Origin of the sequence: Pseudomonas sp. LFS074 (genome assembly GCF_047978165.1) — a bacterium.
Lineage (GTDB): Bacteria > Pseudomonadota > Gammaproteobacteria > Pseudomonadales > Pseudomonadaceae > Aquipseudomonas > Aquipseudomonas putida_P.
The window spans coordinates 3,383,579-3,408,094 of sequence record NZ_JBFPFV010000001.1 but is presented as its reverse complement, the minus strand read 5'-3'; the positions used below and the strand labels follow the sequence as shown (position 1 = coordinate 3,408,094).

Sequence of the window (24,516 nt, the reverse complement as noted above, 5' to 3'; positions counted from 1 at the left end):
GGAGTATTCATCAACCTTCCATCACCTGAGAATAACAACGTATGACTATTTCTACTGTTGCTGCACTGCAAATGGGTTCGCACCCGGACGGCAAACAGAAAACCCTGGAGGCGATTCTTGCCTACGAGTCTGAAATAAAGGAGGCCGGCGCCCAGCTGGTGGTGATGCCGGAAGCTTTGTTGGGCGGTTACCCCAAGGGCGAAATCTTTGGTACGTATATGGGATATCGCCTGCCTGAAGGCCGAGAAGCCTTTCGGCATTATTTTGCCAATGCCATTGATGTTCCCGGTGCTGAAACAGCGGAGCTCGAAGGCTTGGCCCAACGTACCGGCGCGCAATTGGTGGTTGGCGTCATCGAACGCGCTGGCAGTTCCCTGTTCTGCTCTGCGCTGTTCTTCTCACCGGAAGAAGGCCTGGTGGCGAACCACCGCAAGCTGATGCCCACCGGCAGCGAGCGCCTGATCTGGGGCCAGGGCGATGGCTCTACTATTCCCGTGATCGATACCCCAGTGGGCAAGATCGGGGCAGCGATCTGTTGGGAAAACCACATGCCACTGCTGCGCACGGCGATGTACGCCAAAGGCATCGAGGTCTGGTGTGCGCCGACGGTGGATGAGCGCGATAACTGGCAGATATCCATGCGCCATATCGCTCATGAGGGGCGGTGCTTCGTGGTCAGTGCCTGCCAGTACCAGCCGTCACCGCGCGACTTGGGGGTGAGCCTGCCGCACTGGGATGACGACCGTCTACTGATGCAGGGTAACAGCGTCATCATCGGCCCCATGGGCGAGGTCATCGCGGGCCCATTGAAGCACGGCTCTGGCTTGCTGGTGGCCCAGATCGACTCGGCGGATCTGGTTAAGGCGCGTTATGACTTTGATGTGGTCGGCCATTATTCACGCCCTGATGTCTTCACCTTGATAGTTGATGAGCGGGCGAAAGCCTCGGTGAAGTTTCAGCGATAACGTAACGCTGTCTTTACCTGCCCTGGCATCTTCCTGATGCCAGGCGTTTGTTCAGTCTGGCGTGCATCGGTTATTTGATGTCGTCTTGCAATACCTGTGTTTCACGTAGCCCTGGATCAATAAGAAAAATATTTGAGGCTTGTCAGAAATGAATAATGATTCGCTCATGTTGTACAGGAAGATTGCCTGGAAAATATTGCCCTTGTTGTTTGTCAGTTATATCGTCTCCTACCTAGATCGGGTCAATATCGGGTTTGCGGCGTTGCGCATGCAGCAGGACCTGAATCTCAGCGATGCCGTTTACGGCCTCGGTGCCGGCGTGTTCTTCATTGGTTATGTACTGTTTGAGGTGCCCAGCAACCTGCTCCTGACCCGGATCGGTGCGCGCAAGACCATCATGCGCATCATGATTTCCTGGGGGATCGTGTCGTCCTGCATGATGTTCGTGCAGACGCCGCTGCAGTTTTACATTGCGCGTTTTTTGTTGGGGGTGTTCGAAGCCGGTTTTTTCCCGGGGATCATCCTCTACCTGACGTATTGGTTCCCTGTGCGCATGCGCGGCAGTGTGATCGCCGTGTTCATGTCGGCAATTGCCCTCGCGGGCATCATTGGCGGGCCGGTTTCAGGCTGGATCATTCGTGCCATGGAGGGTGTCAGTGGGTTTAGTGGCTGGCAGTGGATGTTCCTGCTGGAAGGGGCGCCAGCTGTCATCCTGGGCATCCTCGCCGGCTTCATGTTGATCGACCGCCCCGAGCAAGCCAAATGGCTGAGCAGCGATGAGCGCAAGCGCATCGCGCTGGAAGTCGGTACACCCGCCAGCAGCGAAAGCCACAGGCTTGGTGCGGTAGTACGCGACCCACGCATCTATGCGCTCGCACTGGTGTATTTCTCGGTGATGGCCGGGCTTTACATTCTCGGTTTCTGGCTTCCGGGGATGATCAAAAGCTACGGCGTTTCAGATCCTTTCCATATCGGCCTGCTGACGGCTGTGCCTTACATGGCCAGTGCTGTGGGGATGATTGTGATCGGTAGGCACTCCGATGCCGTGGGCGAGCGCAGATGGCACCTGGCAACCTGCATGGTGGTGGCCGCCTGTGCCCTGATCACCTGCACCTTCGTACCGGGCAACCTGGTGCTGGGCCTGGGTACCTTGAGCGTGGCGGCGGTGGGCCTGTATGCCTCGATGCCATTATTCTGGACCATCCCCACCCGTTACCTGGGCCGCGAATCGGCTGCTGGCGGCATCGCGCTGATCAACTCCCTGGCGCTGTTTGGCGGCTTCACCAGCCCTACGGTGCTAGGCCTGGTCAAAGCCAATACCGGTAGCCTGGACATCGGCCTGTACCTGTTCGCCGGCCTGCTGGTCGTGGGGGCCACGACGTTGATCCTGGCGCTGCCCGCTCGGCTCATCAAGGAAGACTTATCGGTGCCGGTACAGGGCCAGGTCTGCGAGTCGCTTTGAATCAGGCTAAGCCACTCAGGGTTCGCGCCGTGAGTGGCTTGTCCGTGGTTAATATCCAACAGGCCAAGGTCATGAAAATAAAGATGCAAGCGGGTGGTGATGTCACGGTGCAGAAGATCGGGGTGATCGGCGGGCTTGGGGCGCTGGCATGTGCGGACTTGTTCTTCAAGTTGACCAGATCACGGCAGGTGCTTGCGGAGCAGTTTCACTGCCACCTACTACTGGAGCAGCAGGCCTTCGACGATGCCGCGTTGCCGCTCAACAAAGGGGTCAACATCGCGTCCCGCAAGTTTTACGTCTATGAGATGTGCAAGGTATTCGAGGCGCGCGGTATCGAGCGGGTGATGTTGCCTTGTTTCGCCAGCCACACGTTCCTGGACGAAGTTCAGGCGCAATTGAGCCTGCGCATCCTCGACATGATGGAAGCTGTGAAGCGGCATATTGATGGCCGCTATGCCTCCGGGACGGCCCTGGGGGTACTGACGTCGGATATGGTGCGTGAGTCTGGGTTGTTCGAGCGCTATCTGGGCAGCCATACCCTCATCTACCCGTCAGCCCCCGAGCAGGCGGCACTCATGGAGGCGGTGTACGGTGCCGGTGGGATCAAGGAGGGAGGGCTCGAAGGCGGGTCACTCGAAACCGTTCAGCGGTTGTCCGCCGCGTTGCAGGCGCAAGGTGCGGCGGTCATCGTGCCAGGCATGACCGAACTTGCGCTGGTGTGCGTGGCTTTGCAACGCAGTGGTATTGCCATGCTCGACAGCAACGAAATCTATGCCGATTTCGCTGCCAGCGAGCAGCACTCGCACGCAGCAGCGCCGTTCAAGCTGGGGGTCGTCGGGGGTGTCGGGCCCGCAGCCACGGTGGATTTCATGGACAAGGTCGTGGCCAATACGCCTGCAGGCAAGGACCAGGACCATATCAAGATGGTGGTCGAGCACAACCCACAGATCCCGGACCGCACCGCCAACCTGCTCCGGGCTGAAACGGACCCGACCATTGCGCTCTATGCCACCTGCCAGCGGCTGGCTGACGCCGGTGCCGATGCCATCGCTATCCCGTGCAACACCGCGCATGCTTTTATTGCGCGTATTCAGCAGCATCTGGATGTCCCGATCATCAACATGCTCCACGAGACGATCGCGTCCATCGTCTTGCAGCATGGGGCAAGCACGCCATTGGGGTTGCTCGCCACCTCGGGTACGGTGCAAAGCCGTGTCTACCATGAGGCTGCCAGGTCCGCTGGTTTGAACATCATCACGCCTGGCCATGAATACCAAGCGCTGGTGATGGAGGCCATTTATGGGCCTCGCGGTATCAAGGCAGGTTTTACCGATGGCATCTGCAAGGAGCAGTTGCTGGTAGTGGCGGAGCACCTGTGCGAGCTGGGTGCCGGGGTATTGATACTGGGCTGCACGGAGCTGCCCCTGGTGCTTGCGCATGCGGATGCGTTCCCGCTGGGCAGGCACCGGGTAGCGATGGTTGACCCGACTACAGTGCTTGCCCTCAAGTGCGTTCAGCTGGCGCTCGATGCACGCGCAAGCCGAGGCGATGCAGACACAAGCGTCAGGACAGGCAGAAGGAATTCTCTACCAGCTCGATGATCAGTGCCTTGACCGTTTGCAGCGTGTTGTCGTGCTTGCTGCCTACCCGTGTGCCGATCTCCAGGTCGTAGGAGGGCAGGGGCACAGGGCAGGGGAAGGTTTGCAGCGTGCTGACGCGTTCCATGGCCTGCGCCGCGTGGGTAGGCACCGTGGTGATCAGTTTCGAACCTACCAGCAGAAACGGCACTGCGGCGAAATGCGAGGTCGAGGCGCGAATGCTGCGCTTGTATCCGGCAGCATTCAAACCTTCGTCGACGATGCCGACGAAGCCGCCCGACGACACCAGCAGGTGGGGCCGTTGGGCGTAGTCTTCAGCGGTCGTCGGTATGTCGTTATTCGCATCGGCAATGCACAGGTAATTGCCCCGTCCCAGGCGTTGCCGCGCAATCAACGGCGAAGATAGCCCACCGGCAGAAACGGCGATATCTATCTGATGGCGCATCAACATGTCCTGGACCAAGCCACTGTGGGTTTGCCGAAAAATGATGCGCAAACCGTGCAGGTGCTCGTCGATCTGCGAAACCAGGCTTTGGCCCAGGGCGATTTCACTGTCATCGGACAAGCCGATGGTGATCGTCCTGCCCTTGATGTCTTTGCCGCCTACGGAAAGCGCGAGCGCTTGCCGGCAGCAATTGAGCGCTTCGCCAATCAACGGCGCCAGTTCATTTGCACGCATGGTCGGGCGCAGGCCTCGGCCGGTACGCTCGAACAACGGGTCGGCATATATTTCCCGCAAACGGGCAAGTGCTGCACTGACCGCAGGTTGAGTAACGCCCAGGCGAATGGCCGCGCGACTGGCGCCGCCTTCCTCGATCAGGGCGACAAATACCCTGAGCAAATTCAGGTCGACAGCGTCGATATCAGTTGTGTTCATATCAGATATCTTGATAGTTAATTGATTTATAGTATAGGGGTGCGGACAATGCCCGACAAATAGCTAACAGCTTTTTAATCGCTCACTCTCTGAAAAGGTGATGTTCACACTCATGAAGGGCAGGAAAGTTGTGGCAGCAGTGGGCCTTGTGATGTTTGTCAGTACGTTGGAGCCTGCGTCTGCACAGCCGCAAGATATACCGCAAGGCAGCATTTTCACACCGCTCGGCAAACAGTTGATTGCCGAGCTACAAGTCGCTCTGTTCGGGCGCAATTATTATCACGGTGAGATCGATGGGCTGTTTGGCAGCGAAACCCAAGAGGCCATCTACCTATTGCAAATGGAACAGGCATTGCCAGTGACCGGCAGTATTAATGCGCAAGTACTGAAAGGGCTCGATATTGATCCGCCTGCCTGGTTGCCGCACTGATTAACCGTTGCAAGTGAGTATGGCCATGTCTTCTGCTGACGCAGCTCCGCCGGGTTATCCGTGGCGGTTCAGGTTCGTCGTTTGCCTTGTGCTGATCCTGGCGTTGGTCCTGTGCTGGCGAATTATCGAATTGCAGGTCGTCGATAAAGCCTTCCTTCGCCAACAGGGCGATGCGCGAAGCCTACGGTACTGGTCTGAACCTGCGCCGCGCGGGGTGATTACAGACCGGGCCGGACAACCCTTGGCGGTCAGCACCCCGATGGTGAGCCTATGGGCTGACATGCGTGAACTGGCCACCGAAAAGCCTAAATGGCCGGTGCTCGCCCAGGCGTTGGAAATGCCACCAGCCGAATTGGAAACACGCTTGTCCCATAACCTGCGCAAGGCGTTTTTCTACCTGCGTAGGCGCCTTTCCCCCGAGCAGGCCGGACAGGTTTTGCAGGTGGTTCAGCAACAGCACATCAAGGGCATCTATAGCCTCGAAGAGTCGCGACGCTTTTATCCTGCCGGCGCCATCGCCGCGCATGTAGTAGGTTTTACCGATATCGACAACAAGGGCAGTGAAGGCCTGGAGCTCGCATACGATCAGTCCCTGCGTGGTGTCAGCGGCAAGCAGCAGGTTATCAAGGACCGCAGAGGGCAGGTGATCCAAGACCTGGGCGTAACCTCGCCGGTAAGGCCCGGGCAGGGTCTGGCGTTGTCCCTGGATATGCGGCTGCAGTACTTCGCCAGCCACGAGCTGGAAAAGGCCGTGGTCGACAATGGCGCCGACGCCGGCAGCGTCGTCATTCTCGATGTTGAGACTGGGGAGTTGCTGGCACTGGCCAACTATCCGACCTACAACCCGAATAACCGCGCCCATGCCAGCCCCGCAGCAATGAGAAATCGGGCGCTGGTAGATGTGTTCGAGCCTGCTTCGACGATCAAGCCCTTTTCAGTTGCAGCGGCGCTGCAAACCGGGCGCTGGAAAGCTTCCGACACCGTGTTGGTGAAATCGGGCAGCTTGAAGGTTGGCAAGTTCACCATTCGCGATGCCTCTCGCACCGCGGGTGAGCGGCTTGACATGACCGGGATCCTGGTACGCTCCAGTAACGTTGCGATCAGCCAGGTGGCGTTCGATGTCGGCGGCGAGACGATTCACGATCTGCTGCAGCGGGTCGGCCTGGGGGAGGCGACCGGGTTGGGATTTCCAGGAGAACGTTCAGGGGTGCTGCCCAGCCGTCGCCAGTGGCGGCCCACCGAAACGGCGGCGCTGTCTTACGGCTACGGCGTTTCTGTCACGGCCGTTCAGCTGGCCAAGGCCTATGCGACTTTGGTTAACAGCGGCAGGCAGGTGCCGGTGTCGCTGTTGCGGGTGTTGAAACCGCCGGTGGCTACCCAAGTGATGCCTGCGGAAGTGGCCGATGCACTCAAGCACATGTTGGTACAGGTCGTCGAAGCACCTAGAGGTATTTACCGTGCCAAGGTGCAGGGCTATCACGTCGGGGGCAAGAGTGGCACGGCCAGAAAGCCCAGCGCTACCAGTAAGGGCTACCAGAGCAATTCGTACCGGGCGATGTTCGCCGGGTTCGCGCCTGCTGACGAGCCGAAGTTTGTTGTGGTTGTCATGATCGACAACCCTACGAAGCACGGCTTTTTCGGTGGTCTGGTTTCTGCGCCAGTCTTCAGCAAGGTCATGGCGCACGCGCTTCGGTTGTACAACATTGCCCCGGACAATCTTCGCTGAAACCTCAGCGCGGGTTGACCAGCGCAGTACCAGGAGGGCGTCCAAGGCGATTACCAGCGACAACAGGTACAGCGCCAGGCTAGCACCTTGAGCGCAGCGGCGTCTGTGGCTCGGCTTTTCGTCCGAATAGAGATCTCGTGGGGATCTGAAATTGCTAATGCAACTGGCGCAGATAGGCCAGCTTCGAGCTGGTTCGGCTCAAGGACCGGAGTCAGGTTGTCTGAGCGAGTGTTTCAACCAGCCAATCGCTGAACGCCTTGATGATAGGGCGGTCTGCCTTAGCTGGATGGCAGACCAGAAAGTACGCCCGGTTTGAGCGCGTGCTGATCTCGAACGGGCTCACCAAGAGACCACGCCTCAGTGCATCGCTGCTAAGCAAGTTATCGCCCATCGCGACGCCTTGGCTTGCTAAGCAGGCGGCCAGAGCACAGGGGGCGTCGGAGAACAAAATTCCGGAGGAGGAATCAACTTGGTTGCGGCCTGCTGCCCCCAGCCATACCCGCCAATCCGTGTAGTCGTTCATGTGCAGCAGCGTGTAGTTCAGTAACTCATCGGTATGCCTGAGACCGCCGTTGGCATAGAGCAGTTGAGGGCTCAACACCGGAAAATAATGCAGGTCCACCAGCGGCGTTACCTGCAGATTCGGCCAATCACCCGTGCCGTAGGAAATGAAGATATCCGCTTCGCTCGAACTGGTATCGGCCGGGGTTCGTGGGGAGATCAGGTGGAATTGAACCTGAGGATAGAGCGTCATGAACTCATTGATGTGCTGGCACAGCCAGGCGCTGGCAAAACCGGTGTTGCAACTGACGCACAGGCGCCCCGCGATCTGTTGCCCATGCTGTCCTGCTGCGGCTAGTTGAACGCGCTCAAGGATCTGCTGCACCTCCCGGGCGAACTGCTCCCCTCGAAACGTTAGCCGGATGCCTCGGCCAACTCGTTCAGTCAGCGCGAACCCCAGCTGTTCCTCAAGCGTGCTGATGCGGTGGCTGACCGCACTTCGCGTGAGGCTGAGCTCGTCAGCTGCACTTGAGATGCTTCCGAGTCGTGCCACCGCATCCAGTGCACGAAGCGCCGTCATTGATGGGAAGTGCATAAAGCCCCGCACGTGGAGAAAATGAGCAATTGGTGAAACTAACACTACATCACTAGCGAAATTAATTCGATTGTTGCTAGTTTTCATTCACCCATACTGAACCTAAGGATCAGTGCCCACTCGACTACCTCGAGAAGAGGTGACTCGCTTTTCAGACGGCGTAGACCACTAACGTCGCTGATGGCTGGAGAGGACACAGAGCGACCAAGCCAGAGCCTCACATCAGTATTGGAGCGAAATGCATGACCCCAACCGAACACGTGCTGCGCGAAGAGCTAGCCGCCTGCTTCCGACTAATCGCGCATTTCCGCATGACTGATTTGATCTTTACCCACATCTCGGTGCGTATACCTGGTCCAGAGCATCATTTCCTGATCAATCCCTACGGACTGATGTTCGATGAAATCACGGCCTCCAATTTGGTCAAGATCGACCTGGATGGGGCGCCCGTTGGCGATACGCCTTACGCAGTCAACCCAGCCGGTTTTGTCATCCACAGTGCTATCCACCGTGCGCGCCATGATCTTCAATGCGTACTGCATACCCACACTCGCGCCGGCTGTGCGGTTGCTGCGCTGGAGTGCGGTTTACTGCCCGTGAATCAGATGTCCATGGAGTTCTACGGCGAGGTCGCCTATCACCACTATGAAGGAGTTGCCTTGGATCTCGATGAGCAACAACGTCTGGTCGCGGATCTGGAAGACAAGAACGTGATGATCTTGCGTAACCACGGCCTACTGACGGGAGGACGCACCGTGGGGGAAGCGTTCATCAGGATGTACTACCTGGAAAAAGCCTGTGAGATACAGCTCGCGGCCCAGCAGGCTGGTCAGTTGCTGTTGCCTAGCCATGAAATTTGCGCCCATACAGAGCGACAATTCAATGAGCCGCAGCGCGAGCTGAAAGAGGGTGAGTTGTCAGATCCCGATGCGGCTACCCTGGCCTGGAAGGCCTTGCTGCGCATGCTAGACCGAGTCGCTCCCGACTACCGCAACTGAATCGGGAATATCCCGCGGGATCAATGGGGGCAGCGTTCGTCGCACCCTCCACTGATCAGTCAGGTGCTTGCCGGCATCGGAGGTTCACTCGCAGATAGCTGATTGACGCTTGTGAGTATGTTGAGGAAGCTGGCCAAGCCTGTCTGCAAGTCCATGCCTTGCCGAGTGATGCAGTGAAACGCTGAAGTGTAGGCGAGCCGATCCGGAAGAATCGCTCGCAGACGCCCTTGTTCGACCCAGGTTTTCGCATAATGGGATGGGAGGTAGCCGATGTACGTCCCCGAGAAAACCAGCAGTGCGATGGCCTCCATCGAGAAGGCACTGATCATGTTGTTGAAGCGCAGTTCGTAAGGCCGGCGGTTTTCTGCGACGTAGCCGCGATCCACATAGTCGGAAGCACTGATCTCTTCGATGGAGAGTGTTTCATCTGCTCGTTCAAAGAACGGATGATCACTGCTGCAGTAGAGGTTCTGCTCCTCGTTGAACAGCGGTCTGTAGTCCAGGCCTGAGAGCCGATGGTGAAAGGCCCCCATCGCCAAATGCAGGCGTTCTTCCAGCACTGCTTGCTCCAATTCATCGGGACGCATCACATGCAGCTGCAGGCGAATCCTTGGGTGGTTTTTGCGAAAACGGGCAATTGCATTCGGAAGAGGGCTCTCCGGCATTGTTGCCAAGCTGTCTACGGTACCCAGCTGAAGGTGTTCCTGGCTACGGCCGTTCACCTCCACTGTTCTTTGTCGAAAGCGTTCAATATCGGCAAAGAGTTCCTGGGCAGCGCTGTAGGTGGCCAAACCTTCTTCTGTGAGCTGAAAGCCGGACTTTCCCCGTTTGCACAACGAGTAACCCACACGAATCTCGAGGTCGCGGATCACGACACTCAGCCGCGGCAGACTCATGTTCAAACGGGTCTGGGCTGCAGTGAACCCCCCAGCTTCAACAATCGTGCAGAACGTGCGGAGCATCCGCAGATCCACGTCATTTAGATTTCCAAGCATGACCACCTCTAGTCGTGTGGGCTTTTTGAAGCCCTGCTACCGAGATAGCAGGGCTGATGAGCAGACCTTACCCGTTCATCACGCCGCCGCCGTTCACGCCCAGTACCTGGCCTGTGGTGAAGCTGGCTTTCTCGGAGGAAAGGAACACCACTGTATGAGCGATCTCGTCTGCGGTCCCGAGGCGCTGGAGTGGATATCGTGCCGCTTCTTCTTTCACGTAGGCCGGCCCAAGTCGCTCGACCATTGGTGTAAGTGTGCCACCAGGTGCCACCGCGTTCACTCTCACGGCATGGGGCGCGAGTTCTCTGGCTAGCGATTTGGTGAAAGCGATAATCCCACCTTTTGCTGCGCAGTAGTGACACAGATTGGCGCAGCCCAGCTGGCCAAGGTCAGAGGCAATATTGATGATGGCGCCACTGCCTTGTCGGGTCATGAGTCGAGCGGCTTCCTGCGCGAACAGGAAGGTGCCGTACAGATGCACGCGTATCATCAGGTCCCATTGCTCGAACGCCATCTGGGTGATCGGCGCTTCGCTCAGGATGCCAGCATTGTTTACCAGCACATCCAGTCGTTCCAATCCGCTGAAGGCGTGTTTCACCGTCGTCGGCGACGAGACGTCACCCAACGCAATACGAGTTGTGACACCTTTGGATTCCAGTTCCTGGACCAGCGATTCAAGCTCATGGCTGAAGCTCAGATCATTCAGCACTGCCGTGTCGCCAGTTTCAGCCAAGGCGAGGGCGATAGCGCGGCCGATACCATTGGCGGCGCCTGTCACAAGGTAGGTTTTCATGAAGCGGTTCCCGATCAGTAGGGGTGGTTTTCGAGCCAGCGTGCGTAGGTCACCAAGCCGTCGCTTAACAGAAACTCAGGGTGGTAAGCGAGCTGTTCACGTGCTGCGGTGATGTCGAACCGGGCGTTCTCATCGAGGACGTCAATCGTGCCGGGGCCGATGGCAATGTCCGCTGCCGGATATAGAGCGCGCACGCGCTCGGCAACTGAGGAATAGCTCTCCTGCTCGCCGGCGGTGACGTTGAACACGCGCTGAGTCAATCGACCATCTTCAACGGTCGCCGCCAGTAGGCAGGCCGCTGCTACGTCCGTAACGTGCACGTATTGCAGGCGGTAATCACCGCCAGCGGTTTCAGCGAGTGGCTTTCCATCGATGGCTGCACGTAGCAAGTCCTTGAGATAGCACTGCATGAATTGGCCTGGCCCGTAGATCCAGCCCGGGCGCAGTGAAACAACACTGACCTGGTAGAGGTCGGTGTAGACCTGGCCAAGCTTTTCGGTGAATACCTTGGTGCAGCCGTAGGGGGTGGTTGGTTGTAGCGGCACCGACTCGTCGATCACGCCGAGTGCTTGGTTATTGCCGTAGGCACATTCGGAACTGAGGTTCACGACTCGCGGTGTTCCGCTCAGGCGTGCGGCTTCCAGCACGTGAGTAGTGCCCAGCGCGTTGGTCAAAACGGTCTGAAGAGGAATGCGCCGCGAATCAACAGGGTGGGAGATTGCTGCCGTATGGATGACAGCATCAAACTTCTGGGTCTGGAAGGTTTCCAGCAGACTGGCCAGGTCGATCAGATCGCCCTGGCGATATTGGTAGTCAGCAGCTTCGATTGCACAGGTCAGGCTGCGATCATAGCCAGTCACGCGGTGACCTTGCCTTAGAAGCTGACGCACGACTTCTTGTCCGAGGAAGCCCTTGGACCCTGTCACGAGAACATTCATGGGAAACCTCTCAGTAGGGGTGAACGGGCAGATCCAGCGCGCCCTTGCGCACCTGTTCGTACACGTCGTCAGGCGTGCACCACCAGGCGTCGTCATGCTGTTGAATGCATTGGATCAGGCGCTCCAACATCAGGAGCCTTGATGGCCTGCCAATCAGCTGTGGATGCATGGTGAGAATGAAATGGCCGCCATACGCGTGCATGCCTTCTATCTCTGCGGTCCAGAGACTCAAGACCTTGTCCGGCGCCTCGATCACGCCCCCCACGGCAGGCTCCGCGGAGTAGGCAAATTGTTCCCAGTCATCCAACGCCCAACTGACCGGCAACTCTAGAAGTTGCCCTGGCTCGCCGCCTACCAGATAGGGACGGTCATCACCCATCAGGCTGCTATCGGTTCTGAACCCGAGCTCGACCAGTGAGCTGATGACATCCGGCGTGATTTCCCAAACCGGAGCACGATAGTGATTCACCTCGCGTCCAATGGTCCGCTCTAGCACTGCTTTGCTATCGCGGAGGATGCGCAGGTTCTGCTCTGGTGTTTGTTCGTCGACGCGTTCGTGGAAATACCCATGACAGCCAATGCCATGCCCGGCTTCTGCGATTGCGCGAACGACATTTGGGTCCATCTCGGCGATCAAGGCCGGGATGTAGAACTGGGCACGGACGTCGTACTTCGCAAGTAGCTCGAGAATGCGGGGTACACCCACGCGACGGCCATAGGCGCCCATCGAGCGCAAGGTCAGCCGGCGCCCATCCAGGCTGGACGATTCCCATGCCGTTTCAGCATCCAGGTCAAAGCTCAGGGTTACAGCGAAACGTTTTCGATCAGGCCACATGGTCATGGGGAAACGATCCTTTGTGAAGGCGCCTTTCGGCGCAGTCGGTTGTAAGTGAGCACGACCGCACCGCTGGCGATGATGACGATGCCGCAGTACCAGGCGTGATAGAGATAGGCAGGGTCCGCAGGTTGGGCGCCTGCGGTGTAGGCGATGTAGGCGAGAGTCAGCAGCGCCAAGGCTGGCAAGCCGGACATTGCGAAGGCTTTACCAAGCGGCTGCTCGCGGAAGACCGCGAAGATGAAGCAGAGGATCATCGTGCCATAGGAGATCATCATGGTGATCGACACCACATCGTAGTACCACTGCAAGTCGCTCACCGGTTTCGCCCAGATCATTGCCAACCCACAGACAGTGCCAATCACGGTCAGTCGCGCAGGAACCCGCCTCGGGTTTAACTTCTCCAGCGCCGCCGGCAACTCGCCATCGCGACTCATGCGATAGCCTGCGCGAACCCCAGCATTCAGCGAGATGTTCAAACAGTTGCAAGCTGACGTGATGATTACCAGGGTCGGTAACCAAAGCAGCCAGGAGGGCAGGTATAGCTGTGCAATGCTGCCGATTGCTTGTGCGCTGTCGGCGAACATGCCGGCGAGGGTGCTGGCAGGGACTGCCATTTTCCAGCCGATAGCTGCCATCGAGTAGATCACCAGCATTGCAGTCAGCGTCAGCAAGAATGACCGCTGGATGGTTCTCACGGGGGTTTTGGCCTCTTCAATGAAATTGATCGAAGAGTCGAACTGCGCGAGCATCCACATCCCAAATAACATGCCTGGGCCAATGGCCGTCCAGAAGCTGTCCAGTGACGAGGGCAGGTAGGAGCTCAGCACGCCTGCACTGGGTACTTGTGGATGGATGATGCCTGCCAAACCCAGCCCCAAGAGCACTGCGAGTTCGAGGGCCAGCAAGCAGATGGCAACTTTGGCAGTAGCCTCAACACCCCTCAGATTCAGCACCATGAATACGAGGAGCATCGTGCTGGCCACGACCTGCCCGGTATGAGCTGAACCATCAAGGCCGAGGAGGCTTTGTGCGTATTGCGCCCCGACTAGCGCGCACATCGCGGTCACGCTGAAGCACATGATCACGTACGTCCAGCCAAGAATGGTGGCCGCTCCTGGTGTCAGATAGCGTTTGCTGAACACAAACACGCCACCTGCTGCAGGCGCCCTTCGAACCAGGTACACAAGGCTGAAGGCGATCACCATCATCGGGAAGAAGTACGCAGCGAGAATCGACAGTGGAGCCAGTTCTCCAGACAGCGTGTAAAGCAGGGGCATCGACGATACCCCGACCCACGCAGGACCATTGAAGGCCAGTGTGTTGGCACAGACGTTGAGCGTGCTCAAGCGTCCCTTGGACAGGGTGGTATCGATCTCTCGAACCTCACCCTGCCGGTCGTAACCGATGAAGTCGCTGAAGCTCATGATGGCTTCTCCTCGACTTAGGCGTGGTCAGCCAGAGCATCCGCGAGTATGCAGAGCAGTTCGAACATCATCGTTGCGCCGACGAGTGCTGTGGCGCCTCCCAGGTCAAACGGTGGGGAAACCTCAACGACGTCAGCACCGACCAGGTTCAAACCGCGCAGACCGCGGATCATTTGTTGGGCCTGCAGCGTTGTCATCCCGCCAATTTCTGGTGTGCCAGTTCCAGGTGCGAATGCCGGATCCAAGACATCTACGTCGAAGCTGATGTAGGTAGGATCGTCGCCAACCACTCGGCGAACCTCTGCCAGGGTGCCCTCCACACCGAGATCGCAGAACTCCTCCATGTGGATCACTCGGATCCCACACTCCTCAGCGAATGCTTCATCTTCGGCAGAGTAGATCGAGCCGCGAATGCCGATTTGCACGGTGCGTCGCGGGTCCAGCAGACCTTCTTCAATCGCTCGGCGGAAGGGCGTGCCATGGGTATAGGGGTTGTTGCCGAAATAACGATCATTGGTGTCGGAGTGAGCATCGAAATGCACCATACCGATTGGGCGGTGACGGGCGAGTGCACGGAAGATCGGCAAGGTGACCAGATGATCGCCGCCAACAGACAAGGGGATGACGCCAGCCTGGTGCAGTTTGCTGAAGAACCCTTCGATCTGCTTCAGCGAGTCGAGTAGGTCGATCGGGTTGACGGGCGCATCGCCTAGATCTCCGACGCGGACCAAGTCGTAGGGCGCGATGCGGCTCACGTGATGAACCTTGCGCATGAGGCTGGACATGTTCCGCACTTCACGAGGTCCATGGCGTGCGCCGGCACGGTTGGTGGTACCGCCATCCCAAGGTACACCTACCAAGCCAATACGAACCTGGGTCGGGTCTTCGAAGGCCGGTAGCCGCATGAACGTGGGGATGCCTGCGAAGCGTGGCACCAGGGCCGCATCAATAGGCTGTGGGTTTTTGTTAGTCATGTAGGTCTCCACGTCGACCTATATTGGTCGACTTTTTATGTTTGTCATTAAGGAGCGAGTTACAGGTAAAACCGTTTGAGTAATAACGGCAGGCAAGGCAATAGCCCGGGAGGATGGGGCAATGCTGTATGCTTTTTTGTTGTTACTCTTTAGCCAGGCCAGAGTATGAATAGCTTGCGCTCAAATAAATCGCCAATTACGAAAGCTGGCTTATCCAAAAGTGAAAGTGAACCGTGGGCGGCGTAGCTATATCATTGATGGGCTGAGTGATGCCAAAGCAGGCGCTAGTGGCCTGCTTTGGCACATGCTGTTAAGTATTGGGGTGTGCCTGGGCAAGCATAGTCGACACGTTTCGTTTCGCAAAGATGTAATACACAACGCCGGGGATGATAAGCCCAATAATCCAGGAGATATCTACTCCGCCCATTTTCTCGACCAAGGGGCCGGTGTACAGGCTGGTCGAGATAAAGGGCATCTGGATCAGAACACCGAGGATGTAAGTGCCAATCCCCACCATGTTCCAGCGGCCATACTGCCCGTTGGGGTCGAACAAAGCGTTGAGGTTATATTGCTCCTTGTTGATGAAGTAGAAGTCAACAAGGTTAATCGCGCTCCATGGCGTGAAGAAGGCAAGCAGGAACAATATGAATGATTTGAAGGTTCCGATGAACGAATCCTCTCCGAGCAATGCCACTGTCGTGGATGCGCCGACGATGCACAACACAAAGCAAACCCTTTGAGCCGCGCTGATTGCCACATCGCCACGGAAACCGCTGATGACCGTGGCGGCGCACATGAAGCTGCCGTACGCGTTGAGTGTCGAGATGGTGAGCTTGCCAAATGCGATGCTGAAATAGATCAGCGCTGCTGCCAGGCCCGTGCTGCCGAGCCCTACGATGACGGATACCTCATGACCAGCGAAGCTGGCCCCGGCCAACGCGGCTGCGAACACGCCAAGTACCATAGAAACTTGCGCGCCGATCACTGAGCCCAACCCGACAGCCAAAATGGTTTTGAGAGGCGATGTTTTGCTTGGAAGGTAGCGAGAGTAGTCCGCGACGTACGGGCCATACGCGATTTGCCATGAAGCCGAAAGCGACACGGCGAGCAGGAAGCTACCCCAGTCAAAGTGACGAATTGCCAGGAGCTGGCCGATATCATTGGTCATCGTCAGGCGGACAAACAGATAGCAGAACGCGATGACACCCACCACGCTCGCTGCGCGACCTGCGATGTGAATGAAGCGGTAGCCCATGATCGTCATGAGCATGGTCAGCCCAGCAAAAATCAGAATGCCGCCACTGTTGCTCACCCCAACTAATTGCGCCACGGCCTGGCCGGAGAGGATGGCGCCTGTAGCGTTGAAGCCCAGGTACATGAGGGCGACCAGCACGATAGGAATCGTTGCCCCGTATACGCCAAACTGGACTCGACTTGAGATCATCTGGGGCAGGCCGAGCTTCGGCCCTTGAGCGGCATGAAGGGCCATGACGGCGCCGCCAAATATCTGGCCGACCAACAGTCCGATCAGCGACCAGAACACGTCACCGCCCAGAACGACCGCAAGGGAGCCGGTCAACAGTGCGGTAATTTGCAGGTTGCAGCCGAGCCATAGCGTGAATTGGCTATAGAGGCTGCCATGTCGTTCTGATTCTGGAATATGGTCGATAGAGCGTTTTTCGAGCAAAGCGGGCTGACGCGGTTCAACCGAAGAGGTGGGCATTTGCTATCTCCACGGGACATTTAACTGTCCTCGTAATTTTTGTTGGCGTAAGAGATGGGCAGTAGCGAATTGAGCGAGGTACACGTTGTACTTATTGTGTGTTGCTACCAGTGAAGGTTATCCTCGAAAAAGGCAGCGGTATACGCTTAGTTGGTTAAGCCAGCTTTATGGTTCTGTTAACTGAAGGGGCGAAGAGGAGAGAAGGCCGGCTGCGCCATCGTCAACCGGTCTTACTAGTTATCGCAAAGGGGGGTGTGGTGCTTGGATCGCGGTGACCTCTAAAGGCCAGCGCCCCGAGTTAGAAACAGCCTCAAGGCAAAGCTCAACATCGCTCAGTGGCCAGCATACGAAGAATCCACCATCTATCAAGTCAGGATGCGAGAACTGCCACGTGCGTTCACTTTCCTGAGTAAAAGGTAAGATTGGTCTTTCACATTTTATGACTGTGAAGAAGCCTGAAGAAGTTACTTGGCGTTCTACCACTTCGCTAGAGCACTGCTCAAAGGCCTCTAGCATCTCGTTGAGAGCAGTTGTTTCCAGAGAGTCAAGATTCATCAGGGCCGCCTTATTTATCGTTATCAGCGCCTTAATTTATTCGAACTGTGAGGCTGGTCTTTTACTCGCCGTAGATGTCGAACTTGAAGTACTGATCTTGAATGGCTTTGTATTCGCCGTTTGCGCGGATGGCCGCTAGAGCCTGGTTGAAGCGGTCCGCTAACCCTTTGTCACCTTTGCGCACGGCGATACCTACACCCTCGCCAAAGTATTCAGGGTCTCTCAACGGTTCACCTGCGAACGCGTAGCCTTTGCCATTCGGGGTATCAAGGAACCCGATCTGCACAGCCACATCGTCACCTTGCACCGCATCCAGTCGCCCGGCAATCAGGTCCAGGTAGGCTTCATTCAGCGAGGCGTAGCGAATGACCTGTGCCCCGATCGGCGCCAGTACTTTTGTTACGAAGCGGTCGTGAATGCCTGCTCGCTGCACGCCCACTCGTTTACCGACCAGCCCTGAAAAATGGGTCCCCAGGTCGGCCCCTTCCTTCATCACGATTCGCCCGGCGGCTTGGTAGTAACGATTGGTGAAATCAACGGATTTTTTTCGCTCCTCGCTGATGGTCAGCGACGAGAGAATGGCGTCGATCTTCCTTACCTTCAATGAGGGGATCAGCCCATCGAACTCTTGTTCGACCCACTGACACTTGACCTGCATTTGCGCACACAGAGCATTACCGATGTCGTAGTCGAAGCCAACGATCTCGCCGTTACCGGTTTTCGATGCAAAGGGCGGATAGGCGGCTTCGATGCCAATGCGCAAGCTATCGGCCGCTCCGGCGTGGGAGGCCAAGAAAAGCGCAAATATTGAACTTGAGAAGAGGATGGAGAGTTTTTTTATTTTCATGACGTCACTCCAGCAGTAGTGCACCCCGCGCCCTGAGAGCTGGGCGCGAGAGTGCGAAGGGAAGGGAGAATCAGCCTTGCATGGAGGCCAATGCACAGCTCGAAATCTGAGCGTCCTGGACGGCCACACCGGTCAGATCAACCAGGGTGATCTGATCGTCGTTTTCACGGCCACGTACTTTGCCAGCAAGCAGTGCACCCAGTTCAGCCAGTTGGCTTTCACCGATCAAGCCGGCGTTGAGTGCATGAGAAATCTCGCCGTATTGGCTGCACTGATAAATCGAGTCGACGATGATGCGGTCTGCCCGTGCGACGAGCGCGGCGTCGAGCTCCTGTTTGCCTGCAGCGTCGGCGCCGACAGCGGTGATGTGAGTGCCAGGCTGTACCCACTCGCTCATCAGCAGAGGTTCGCGGGAAGGGGTTGCGCTGACGATAAGGTTCGCGGCGCGGGCAACATCAGCGGCGTTTTTGGTGGTCTGCACCTGATACCCCAGCTCGGTGGCGAAGGCCTTGTAGGCTTCGAGCTCGGGCTCACTGCGGCCCCATACGATGACCTTGCGGCACGTAATAACAGCACCTAGTTGCTCCAGTTGCATCCGCGCCTGCATGCCGGCGCCGAGAATGCCGATAGCTTTGACGTTTTTGGGAGCCAGCAGACGGGCTGCGATACGGCCAGCCAATGCGGTGCGGATGCATGTCAGCCAACCTTCATCCTGCATCAGCGCGAGTGGCCGTCCAGTCCTAGCAGACAGCACCATCATCAGGCCGTCGTTGCTTTCCAGGCCTTTGGACGGATTGTCGTAGAAACCGGTCGAAATTTTCACGGTGAAGGTGTCGCTGCCTTCCACGTATGCCGACTTCACACAGCAGTCACCATTCGCAGCAGTGAACGCAAATGCTTGAACCGGTGGCACCTGAACCTTGCCGGCGGAAAAGGCAACAAAACCTTCTTCCAGGCGCTGTACTGCCCGTTCCAAGTTGAGTTGAGAGATGATTTGCTCTTTGCTAAAGACTTTCATTGAACTGCCCCAAGGAACTTTTCGAGAAGGATGTTGCGGCCGCAAATGACCACCGCGACACGCTTGCCCCGGTATTCCTCTGCCAGTTTTTGCGTGCTGGCCACCGCGACGCCGGCAGCGCCCTCGATGATCCAGCGTTCGCAGCTAGCGACATCGCGCATCGCCGCTTTGATTTCTTCCTCACTGACCAGCACTGTCCGCGTCAGCAGGCTCTGGCAGAGGGGGAAGGTGATGCTGCCTGGCTCGATGCCACCGGCAGTGCCATCGGAAATGGTGTCGTCTTCTTCCATTTCGATGATTTCGCCAGCTTCGAGGGATTTCTGCATGGTGGGGGCGTTAGCTGGCCAGCAACCAATGATGTCGATCTTCGGGCTCAGCGCGCGCAAGGCAGCCCCGATCCCGGAAATCATTCCGCCACCGCCAACGGCGACGAATACCGCATCCAGGTCCGGTGCCTGTTCGAAGAGCTCGATTCCGATCGTGCCTTGGCCCGCGATGATTTCTGGATCGTTGTAGGGCGACACGAAAGGCTTGCCTTGGATCTCGGCCTGACGAGCTGCTTCCAGCTCTACACTCAGCGGATCCATGTCGAGGCTGACGACTTTGGCACCAAGGGCCCGGATGGCATCCAGCTTGTACGGGGACGCAGAGGTCGTGGTATAGACCGTGACCGGTACCCCCAGCACTTTGCCGGCGAGTGCCAGACCTTGCCCGTGGTTCCCCGACGACGCAGTGATCACCCCAAGCTTGCGCTGCGCTTCAGGCAGTAACCGGATCTTGTTGCTGGCCCCGCGGAACTTGAAGGAGCCCGTGTGCTGAAGGTGCTCACATTTGAGGAAAACCTCGCATCCTGTCATGGCGGACAGGCGTGCGCTGTGGGCAAGTGGTGTGACACTCACTGCCGGGCGCAGTGCTTGGTGCGCTTCGGCAATTGCCTCGTATAGCGAAAGCAGGTATTTGGCGTCGACAGTCATTTTTTGACCCTTGGTAAATTCAGAAGTGATTGAGCAATTGGCCGGCTTGTCGATTGGGCAGCGGTTCGGTACCGGCAAGCAGTGCAACGCGTTGGCCAGCTCGTACCAGCTTAAAGAGCGGTTGAACCACGAGAACACCATCTACATCGCTGTGAATGGGCGTTCTCGGGGTGCCGATCGAGGCGTCGATCGAAACGAGCTCGGCGATCAATTCGCCCTTCGAGACGCTGTCCCCAGGACGTTTTTTCCATGCCAGCAGACCATGCCCTGGTGAGGGCAGATGGCTTGCGCCCTCGAGTGGGTAAACTTGAGGTGAGCGTTTCACAAGCGGCTGGTCGTCGAGTCGCAAGAGCCCCTCGCTTGCCAGGAAATTCAGAATTCCTTTCGCGTCCTCCCGGGCTAATTCGTCGTCCACATCTGCTTGCCCACGAAGCTCGATGCTGGCGGCGAAAAGACGCTCTTCCTGGGGGCTCAACCCTTGGTCGATGAGCCAATTCCATGGGCGGTTGCACGACTCATCGAATGGTTGGCCACCCGCTGAATGCTCGAGAAAGACAACATCGATGTTCATGCAGGCAGCAAGTCTCGTTGCCCGTTCACGTTGGGCCTCATTCGCGTACAGGTGCAGCACACCTGCGGTATCGCAATGCAGATCCAGCACGACGTCATGCTGGAGCGCTTCGCTCAAGAGTGCTTTGCGCAGCGCGCTGACGGTGTCCGTGGCCGGCAGTGCGGCAATCGCTTCCTGTAACTTCTGCTCCGGCATCGCAGCACTGCTGTCGATGTGCTGAGCTTCCAGCAACGGGATGAGATCTGGAAAATTGCGATTGAAGTTTTCACCGTTGGCTAAGTTGAAGCGGCCGGTCCAGAACCCGAGTACGTTTTGTGTCATTCCCACTGGATTAGCGAATGGACAGATCACGATCTTGCCCAAGATTCGACCTTCCTGGTGCAGGTCAACAAGCATTTCCTGCAGATGCCAAAGAGCAAGCAGCCCTGGATGCTCGTCAGCATGAAGGCCGGCTTGGATATAGGCACTACGGGCAGATTCCTGTCCGCTGAATTCATGGGTGAGCAGGCGGACCGTATTACCGGGCCCGAGGGGGGGCAGGTCCGTGAAGCGAGTCTGAATAGACATCATGCAAGGCTCTTTCGTGGAATATTTATCCACAATAGACTTGTTATCTCTATTCGACAAGGCCCCTCAGGCGCTCGGATTCCCAATTTACGCCGGTCCCGACTCAGATTCGGGTGAGCTAGTACCGCCTAAATCAGTGCTTTCACGGTGCTCGTGTAGCAACGGCAGCGCGTGGAGGAAAAATCTCTAATGGATATCTTTATGTCTATCCCAGTCGTACCCGTCTTCCATAAACAGCACAGTGGAGGCCTGCCATCATGGTGATGGACATGATTGTGGGCGAGGTCCGTTTGCCTAGCCTGAAGCGTAAGATCGGAGTGATGGCCGTCGACCGAAAGGTCTTGCGCTACGGTGGAGAGTGAGGCCGACTAATCAAAGGCGGACCTCGCGTGCGAGCGAGAGCTAGGCTCTCAGTTCCTTGAGGTACTTGTAGACGGTTGCCCGGCCCATGCTTAGTACGTTGGCCACGTAGTCCGCACCACTTCGGCCCTCGAATGCGCCCTCCGCGTGGAGGGCCTCAACGAGGGTTCGCTTATCATTCATTTTCAGTGTGCGCAATGACAGATTTCGTTCTTTGAGCCAGCTGTGTAGGAACGTGTTTATCCGTTCCTGCCAATCATCTTTGAACAGCGAGTCGGGTTGCGGGATCAAGCGGCTGACCTGGAAGAATGCATCCAGCGCTTCGCGTGCTTGCTCCAGTACCGAGAAATTCAGATTGATGCAGAGGAGATATTCGGCTTCTCCGTGCTGATCGTACAGAACGCTGGTGATCGAGCGGATTTTCTGCCCATCCCAATTGACCTTCTCATACGGGCCAATGCTAGCGGAGCTACGAAAATCGCCGAGTTCCTGGTCAAGTGCCGAATCGTCTCCCAGCTGCCGCTTGGAGAAATTGTTGGCTATGTGAACGACGGTTTGGCTTTCAACCTCATGGACGATGACTTCCGCATGAGGGAAGAGCAGCAGCGCAATGCTGTCAGCGATCGCTTTGTAGTTCTCTATCTTCATCATCTGGAAAGGTCGATTTTTTGAATGTGTAGTCTGCTAGGCAGAGGAGGGCTTTGAGTGCGTGGCAATTTTTTCCATGGTGGACTGAAAAGGTACCGCTTTCAAGAGAATAGGCCGCCTGCGCCTAGTTGTGGCGTGAGGATGAGGGAGGAGCTGTGGCGGCTTTTGAATCACCCCTGATTTCGTAGATACCTCCAAGCCTCAGTTCAGGAACTCCACTTGAGCATACGGCTACAGCCTAGACATCAGGTGTGGGATTCTGAAATTTGCCAAGGTCGGCAGGTCTTTCTATCGCAGGGTTGCTAGTCACTACATGCCGGACTTTGAGCTCCTCAATATTGCTTAACGAGACGTTTCGATCTACCCAACCGCGCCCTTCGGCAAAACCCAGTACAGCCCGAATGATCGTGCGTACACGCTTGGCCATTGCCATGGTACCTCGCCGCCGAAGCGTGGTGAGGATCGAGCCAATGTGCTCCAGTTTGATCTCGGTGACCGGTTTTTTACCTATCGCTGGGAGGACATGGTGGTCTAGTGCACCTCGAAATCCAGCAAGCGATTTGCTGACCAAATCCCCGGATTTGAAGGTGAGCCATTGCTCAGCCACATATTCGAAGGTGCGCTCTTCGTTCAGTAGTAGGGCTTCGATTTTGGAAGTTTTGGCTTTCAGGGGAGCTATGGAGTTGGCAATGTCTCGCCGTGCGCTCAGCGCAGATTCTCGGGCAGCCTTTAGCCCTACCTCTGGGTAAGCGCCAATCGAGTAGCGATTTTCCTTGCCGTGCAGTCGGTACTTCAATCGCCAGTGTTTGGATACAGGTTTTCCGCTCTTGCGCGACGCCCTGACTCCAGGTAAAGGCCAGGCATCTCACCGTCTGTGTATTTGCCTGGTTCGGTCAAGGCGCGAATGTAGGCGTCGCTAAGTTTCCGCCTGAAAATCGGTGATTTTTCTGGGGATATCATTTGGGGGCATCACTTTTACAAATCCAGCTGTTGCCCCCAAGTATGCCCCCAAGCGCTGCGGAAACCAGTGGACCTGACGGGTGGCTGTGGATTCCAATTATCATAAAGTACTGATTTTTATTGGCTTTATGGAGCTCAGTGGAATTCACTCACAGACTATCGGGGTCCCCGAAGAACATCTGTATCCGCGACCGCAGCCACCGCTCCGCCGGGTCGTTGTCCTGCGCCCCGCGCCAGGCCATGTGCAGTTCGAAACTGCGCACGGGTATGGGCAAGTCCTCGGCGCGCAACCCGCCCGCCGCCGTCAACGCCTCTGCGGTGTAGTCCGGCACCGTGGCGACGATATCGGTGCCCGCCAGCAAGCTCCCCAGCCCGTTGAACTGCGGCACCGCCAGCACGACATGCCGCTTGCGGCCAAGTTCTTCCAGGGCTTCATCGATGAAGCCAGACAGGTCCCCGGCAAACGACACCAGTGCATGCGGCCGTGCGCAGAAGTCGTCCAGGGTGATGTTGCCGGGTACGCTGTCGGCCCGCAGCAGTTTAGGCATGCTGCGGCGCAGCACCTTGCGCTTTGCATTGGCCGGCAGTTCGCTGGTGTAGCTGACACCCACCGAAATCTCGCCCGAGGCCAGCAGCGTGGGCATCAGCAGGTAGTTGACCCGTCGCACCACCAGCACGATACCAGGGGCTTCGGCGCGAATACGCTTGAGCAGTTGCGGCAGCAAGGCGAACTCGGCGTCATCCGAGAGGCCGATGCGGAACACTGCGTTGCTGGTGGCTGGGTCGAATTCGGCGGCGCGGCTGACCGCCGTGGAAATCGAATCCAGCGCCGGCGACAGCAGGGCGAAGATCTCGTGGGCCCGTGCCGATGGCTCCATGCTGCGGCCGGTGCGCACGAACAGCGGGTCGTCGAACAGGTTGCGCAAGCGCGACAAGGCTGCGCTGATGGCCGGTTGGCCGAGGAACAGTTTTTCCGCGGCACGGGTCACGCTGCGCTCGTGCATCAGCGTTTCGAACACGATCAGCAGGTTGAGGTCTACGCGACGCAGGTCGTTTCGATTCATCGGTGTGCTTCGCCTAAAGTGGGGCAGGGGTGAATCTTAAGGCCAAAGGCTGTTACCCTGCACGGGTTTAGGGGGACCAATCGCAGGGAAAGTCAGGTGCCCAATCGATGACAAG

The 24,516-nt window shown here is 57.3% G+C and carries 21 protein-coding genes and 1 pseudogene; 6 read left to right on the top strand and 16 right to left on the bottom strand.

Annotated elements, in window-relative coordinates; genetic code table 11:
- Positions 1–41 precede the first annotated feature (41 nt).
- The 3 genes from ACNQP3_RS15590 to ACNQP3_RS15580 all read left to right on the top strand — a co-directional run bounded on the left by ACNQP3_RS15590 (position 42) and on the right by ACNQP3_RS15580 (position 4,028).
- Positions 42–965, top strand: a complete 924-nt coding sequence (locus ACNQP3_RS15590; protein ID WP_264316172.1) for a carbon-nitrogen hydrolase family protein — start codon at positions 42–44, stop codon at positions 963–965.
- A gap of 148 nt (positions 966–1,113) precedes the next feature.
- A complete protein-coding gene (locus ACNQP3_RS15585) occupies positions 1,114–2,427 on the top strand; it encodes an MFS transporter (RefSeq protein WP_319026126.1) in 1,314 nt (437 codons plus the stop codon).
- 71 nt (positions 2,428–2,498) lie between these two features.
- Positions 2,499–4,028: an aspartate/glutamate racemase family protein gene (locus tag ACNQP3_RS15580; protein ID WP_264317302.1), complete on the top strand. Its 1,530-nt coding sequence runs from the start codon at positions 2,499–2,501 to the stop codon at positions 4,026–4,028.
- On the opposite strand, the gene ACNQP3_RS15575 is transcribed toward ACNQP3_RS15580, so the two are convergent.
- Positions 3,991–4,902 carry a LysR family transcriptional regulator gene (locus ACNQP3_RS15575; RefSeq protein ID WP_264316170.1) on the bottom strand — a complete coding sequence of 304 codons (912 nt, stop codon included), beginning with the start codon at positions 4,900–4,902 and terminating at the stop codon, positions 3,991–3,993. The genes ACNQP3_RS15580 and ACNQP3_RS15575 overlap by 38 nt on opposite strands.
- Positions 4,903–5,002: 100 nt before the next feature.
- On the opposite strand from ACNQP3_RS15575, the gene ACNQP3_RS15570 reads away from it, so the two are divergent.
- Positions 5,003–5,332, top strand: coding sequence for a peptidoglycan-binding domain-containing protein (locus ACNQP3_RS15570; protein WP_264316169.1), 330 nt, complete (start codon positions 5,003–5,005; stop codon positions 5,330–5,332).
- A 25-nt stretch (positions 5,333–5,357) separates the two neighbouring features.
- Positions 5,358–7,058, top strand: a complete 1,701-nt coding sequence (locus tag ACNQP3_RS15565) for a peptidoglycan D,D-transpeptidase FtsI family protein (RefSeq protein WP_264316168.1) — start codon at positions 5,358–5,360, stop codon at positions 7,056–7,058.
- Between the two features lie 211 nt (positions 7,059–7,269).
- Here ACNQP3_RS15565 and ACNQP3_RS15560 read toward each other — a convergent pair whose 3' ends face one another.
- Positions 7,270–8,154 (bottom strand): LysR substrate-binding domain-containing protein, encoded by an 885-nt coding sequence (locus tag ACNQP3_RS15560; protein WP_401050508.1) that lies wholly within the window; start codon positions 8,152–8,154, stop codon positions 7,270–7,272.
- A 242-nt stretch (positions 8,155–8,396) separates the two neighbouring features.
- Here ACNQP3_RS15560 and ACNQP3_RS15555 point away from each other — a divergent pair, with 242 nt between their 5' ends.
- The gene (locus ACNQP3_RS15555) at positions 8,397–9,152 is read left to right on the top strand and encodes a class II aldolase/adducin family protein (protein WP_264316166.1); all 756 of its coding nucleotides are present in this window, start codon (positions 8,397–8,399) and stop codon (positions 9,150–9,152) included.
- A 59-nt stretch (positions 9,153–9,211) separates the two neighbouring features.
- Here the strand turns inward: ACNQP3_RS15555 and ACNQP3_RS15550 are convergent, their stop codons facing one another.
- The 14 genes and pseudogenes from ACNQP3_RS15550 to ACNQP3_RS15485 all read right to left on the bottom strand — a co-directional run bounded on the left by ACNQP3_RS15550 (position 9,212) and on the right by ACNQP3_RS15485 (position 24,401).
- Positions 9,212–10,147 carry a LysR family transcriptional regulator gene (locus ACNQP3_RS15550; RefSeq protein WP_264316165.1) on the bottom strand — a complete coding sequence of 312 codons (936 nt, stop codon included), beginning with the start codon at positions 10,145–10,147 and terminating at the stop codon, positions 9,212–9,214.
- Between the two features lie 67 nt (positions 10,148–10,214).
- Positions 10,215–10,940, bottom strand: coding sequence for an SDR family NAD(P)-dependent oxidoreductase (locus tag ACNQP3_RS15545; protein ID WP_086976120.1), 726 nt, complete (start codon positions 10,938–10,940; stop codon positions 10,215–10,217).
- Positions 10,941–10,954: 14 nt separating this feature from the next.
- Entirely contained in the window at positions 10,955–11,878 is a 924-nt protein-coding gene (locus tag ACNQP3_RS15540) for an NAD-dependent epimerase/dehydratase family protein (RefSeq protein ID WP_264316164.1), read from the bottom strand.
- A 10-nt stretch (positions 11,879–11,888) separates the two neighbouring features.
- On the bottom strand, positions 11,889–12,719 hold the full coding sequence (locus tag ACNQP3_RS15535; protein ID WP_264316163.1) for a polysaccharide deacetylase family protein: 831 nt from the start codon (positions 12,717–12,719) through the stop codon (positions 11,889–11,891).
- Positions 12,716–14,140 (bottom strand): APC family permease, encoded by a 1,425-nt coding sequence (locus ACNQP3_RS15530; RefSeq protein WP_264316162.1) that lies wholly within the window; start codon positions 14,138–14,140, stop codon positions 12,716–12,718. The genes ACNQP3_RS15535 and ACNQP3_RS15530 overlap by 4 nt, the downstream gene beginning before the upstream one ends.
- Positions 14,141–14,157: 17 nt before the next feature.
- On the bottom strand, positions 14,158–15,114 hold the full coding sequence (gene speB, locus ACNQP3_RS15525; RefSeq protein WP_086976113.1) for an agmatinase: 957 nt from the start codon (positions 15,112–15,114) through the stop codon (positions 14,158–14,160).
- Between the two features lie 310 nt (positions 15,115–15,424).
- The gene (locus tag ACNQP3_RS15520) at positions 15,425–16,837 is read right to left on the bottom strand and encodes a purine-cytosine permease family protein (protein WP_264316161.1); all 1,413 of its coding nucleotides are present in this window, start codon (positions 16,835–16,837) and stop codon (positions 15,425–15,427) included.
- Positions 16,838–17,453: 616 nt separating this feature from the next.
- Positions 17,454–18,233, bottom strand: coding sequence for an ABC transporter substrate-binding protein (locus ACNQP3_RS15515; RefSeq protein ID WP_264317301.1), 780 nt, complete (start codon positions 18,231–18,233; stop codon positions 17,454–17,456).
- A 76-nt stretch (positions 18,234–18,309) separates the two neighbouring features.
- Positions 18,310–19,257: an ornithine cyclodeaminase family protein gene (locus tag ACNQP3_RS15510; protein ID WP_264316160.1), complete on the bottom strand. Its 948-nt coding sequence runs from the start codon at positions 19,255–19,257 to the stop codon at positions 18,310–18,312.
- Positions 19,254–20,231, bottom strand: a complete 978-nt coding sequence (locus ACNQP3_RS15505) for a threonine/serine dehydratase (protein ID WP_264316159.1) — start codon at positions 20,229–20,231, stop codon at positions 19,254–19,256. The genes ACNQP3_RS15510 and ACNQP3_RS15505 overlap by 4 nt, the downstream gene beginning before the upstream one ends.
- 19 nt (positions 20,232–20,250) lie before the next feature.
- A complete protein-coding gene (locus ACNQP3_RS15500; RefSeq protein WP_264316158.1) occupies positions 20,251–21,372 on the bottom strand; it encodes a succinylglutamate desuccinylase/aspartoacylase family protein in 1,122 nt (373 codons plus the stop codon).
- 399 nt (positions 21,373–21,771) lie between these two features.
- Positions 21,772–22,377: a helix-turn-helix transcriptional regulator gene (locus ACNQP3_RS15495; RefSeq protein WP_264317300.1), complete on the bottom strand. Its 606-nt coding sequence runs from the start codon at positions 22,375–22,377 to the stop codon at positions 21,772–21,774.
- A gap of 262 nt (positions 22,378–22,639) precedes the next feature.
- Positions 22,640–23,337, bottom strand: a pseudogene (locus ACNQP3_RS15490) (tyrosine-type recombinase/integrase); the annotation flags it as partial.
- 149 nt (positions 23,338–23,486) lie between these two features.
- Positions 23,487–24,401, bottom strand: a complete 915-nt coding sequence (locus ACNQP3_RS15485; RefSeq protein WP_012272580.1) for a LysR family transcriptional regulator — start codon at positions 24,399–24,401, stop codon at positions 23,487–23,489.
- Between the last annotated feature and the right edge of the window lie 115 nt (positions 24,402–24,516).

Coding starts and splice junctions, on each gene's coding strand:
- ACNQP3_RS15590 (WP_264316172.1), top strand. CDS start 42: ATGACTATTTCTACTGTTGCTGCACTGCAAATGGGTTCGCACCCGGAC.
- ACNQP3_RS15585 (WP_319026126.1), top strand. CDS start 1,114: ATGAATAATGATTCGCTCATGTTGTACAGGAAGATTGCCTGGAAAATA.
- ACNQP3_RS15580 (WP_264317302.1), top strand. CDS start 2,499: ATGAAAATAAAGATGCAAGCGGGTGGTGATGTCACGGTGCAGAAGATC.
- ACNQP3_RS15575 (WP_264316170.1), bottom strand. CDS start 4,902: ATGAACACAACTGATATCGACGCTGTCGACCTGAATTTGCTCAGGGTA.
- ACNQP3_RS15570 (WP_264316169.1), top strand. CDS start 5,003: ATGTTCACACTCATGAAGGGCAGGAAAGTTGTGGCAGCAGTGGGCCTT.
- ACNQP3_RS15565 (WP_264316168.1), top strand. CDS start 5,358: ATGTCTTCTGCTGACGCAGCTCCGCCGGGTTATCCGTGGCGGTTCAGG.
- ACNQP3_RS15560 (WP_401050508.1), bottom strand. CDS start 8,154: ATGCACTTCCCATCAATGACGGCGCTTCGTGCACTGGATGCGGTGGCA.
- ACNQP3_RS15555 (WP_264316166.1), top strand. CDS start 8,397: ATGACCCCAACCGAACACGTGCTGCGCGAAGAGCTAGCCGCCTGCTTC.
- ACNQP3_RS15550 (WP_264316165.1), bottom strand. CDS start 10,147: ATGCTTGGAAATCTAAATGACGTGGATCTGCGGATGCTCCGCACGTTC.
- ACNQP3_RS15545 (WP_086976120.1), bottom strand. CDS start 10,940: ATGAAAACCTACCTTGTGACAGGCGCCGCCAATGGTATCGGCCGCGCT.
- ACNQP3_RS15540 (WP_264316164.1), bottom strand. CDS start 11,878: ATGAATGTTCTCGTGACAGGGTCCAAGGGCTTCCTCGGACAAGAAGTC.
- ACNQP3_RS15535 (WP_264316163.1), bottom strand. CDS start 12,719: ATGACCATGTGGCCTGATCGAAAACGTTTCGCTGTAACCCTGAGCTTT.
- ACNQP3_RS15530 (WP_264316162.1), bottom strand. CDS start 14,140: ATGAGCTTCAGCGACTTCATCGGTTACGACCGGCAGGGTGAGGTTCGA.
- speB (WP_086976113.1), bottom strand. CDS start 15,114: ATGACTAACAAAAACCCACAGCCTATTGATGCGGCCCTGGTGCCACGC.
- ACNQP3_RS15520 (WP_264316161.1), bottom strand. CDS start 16,837: ATGCCCACCTCTTCGGTTGAACCGCGTCAGCCCGCTTTGCTCGAAAAA.
- ACNQP3_RS15510 (WP_264316160.1), bottom strand. CDS start 19,257: ATGAAAGTCTTTAGCAAAGAGCAAATCATCTCTCAACTCAACTTGGAA.
- ACNQP3_RS15505 (WP_264316159.1), bottom strand. CDS start 20,231: ATGACTGTCGACGCCAAATACCTGCTTTCGCTATACGAGGCAATTGCC.
- ACNQP3_RS15500 (WP_264316158.1), bottom strand. CDS start 21,372: ATGATGTCTATTCAGACTCGCTTCACGGACCTGCCCCCCCTCGGGCCC.
- ACNQP3_RS15495 (WP_264317300.1), bottom strand. CDS start 22,377: ATGAAGATAGAGAACTACAAAGCGATCGCTGACAGCATTGCGCTGCTG.
- ACNQP3_RS15485 (WP_012272580.1), bottom strand. CDS start 24,401: ATGAATCGAAACGACCTGCGTCGCGTAGACCTCAACCTGCTGATCGTG.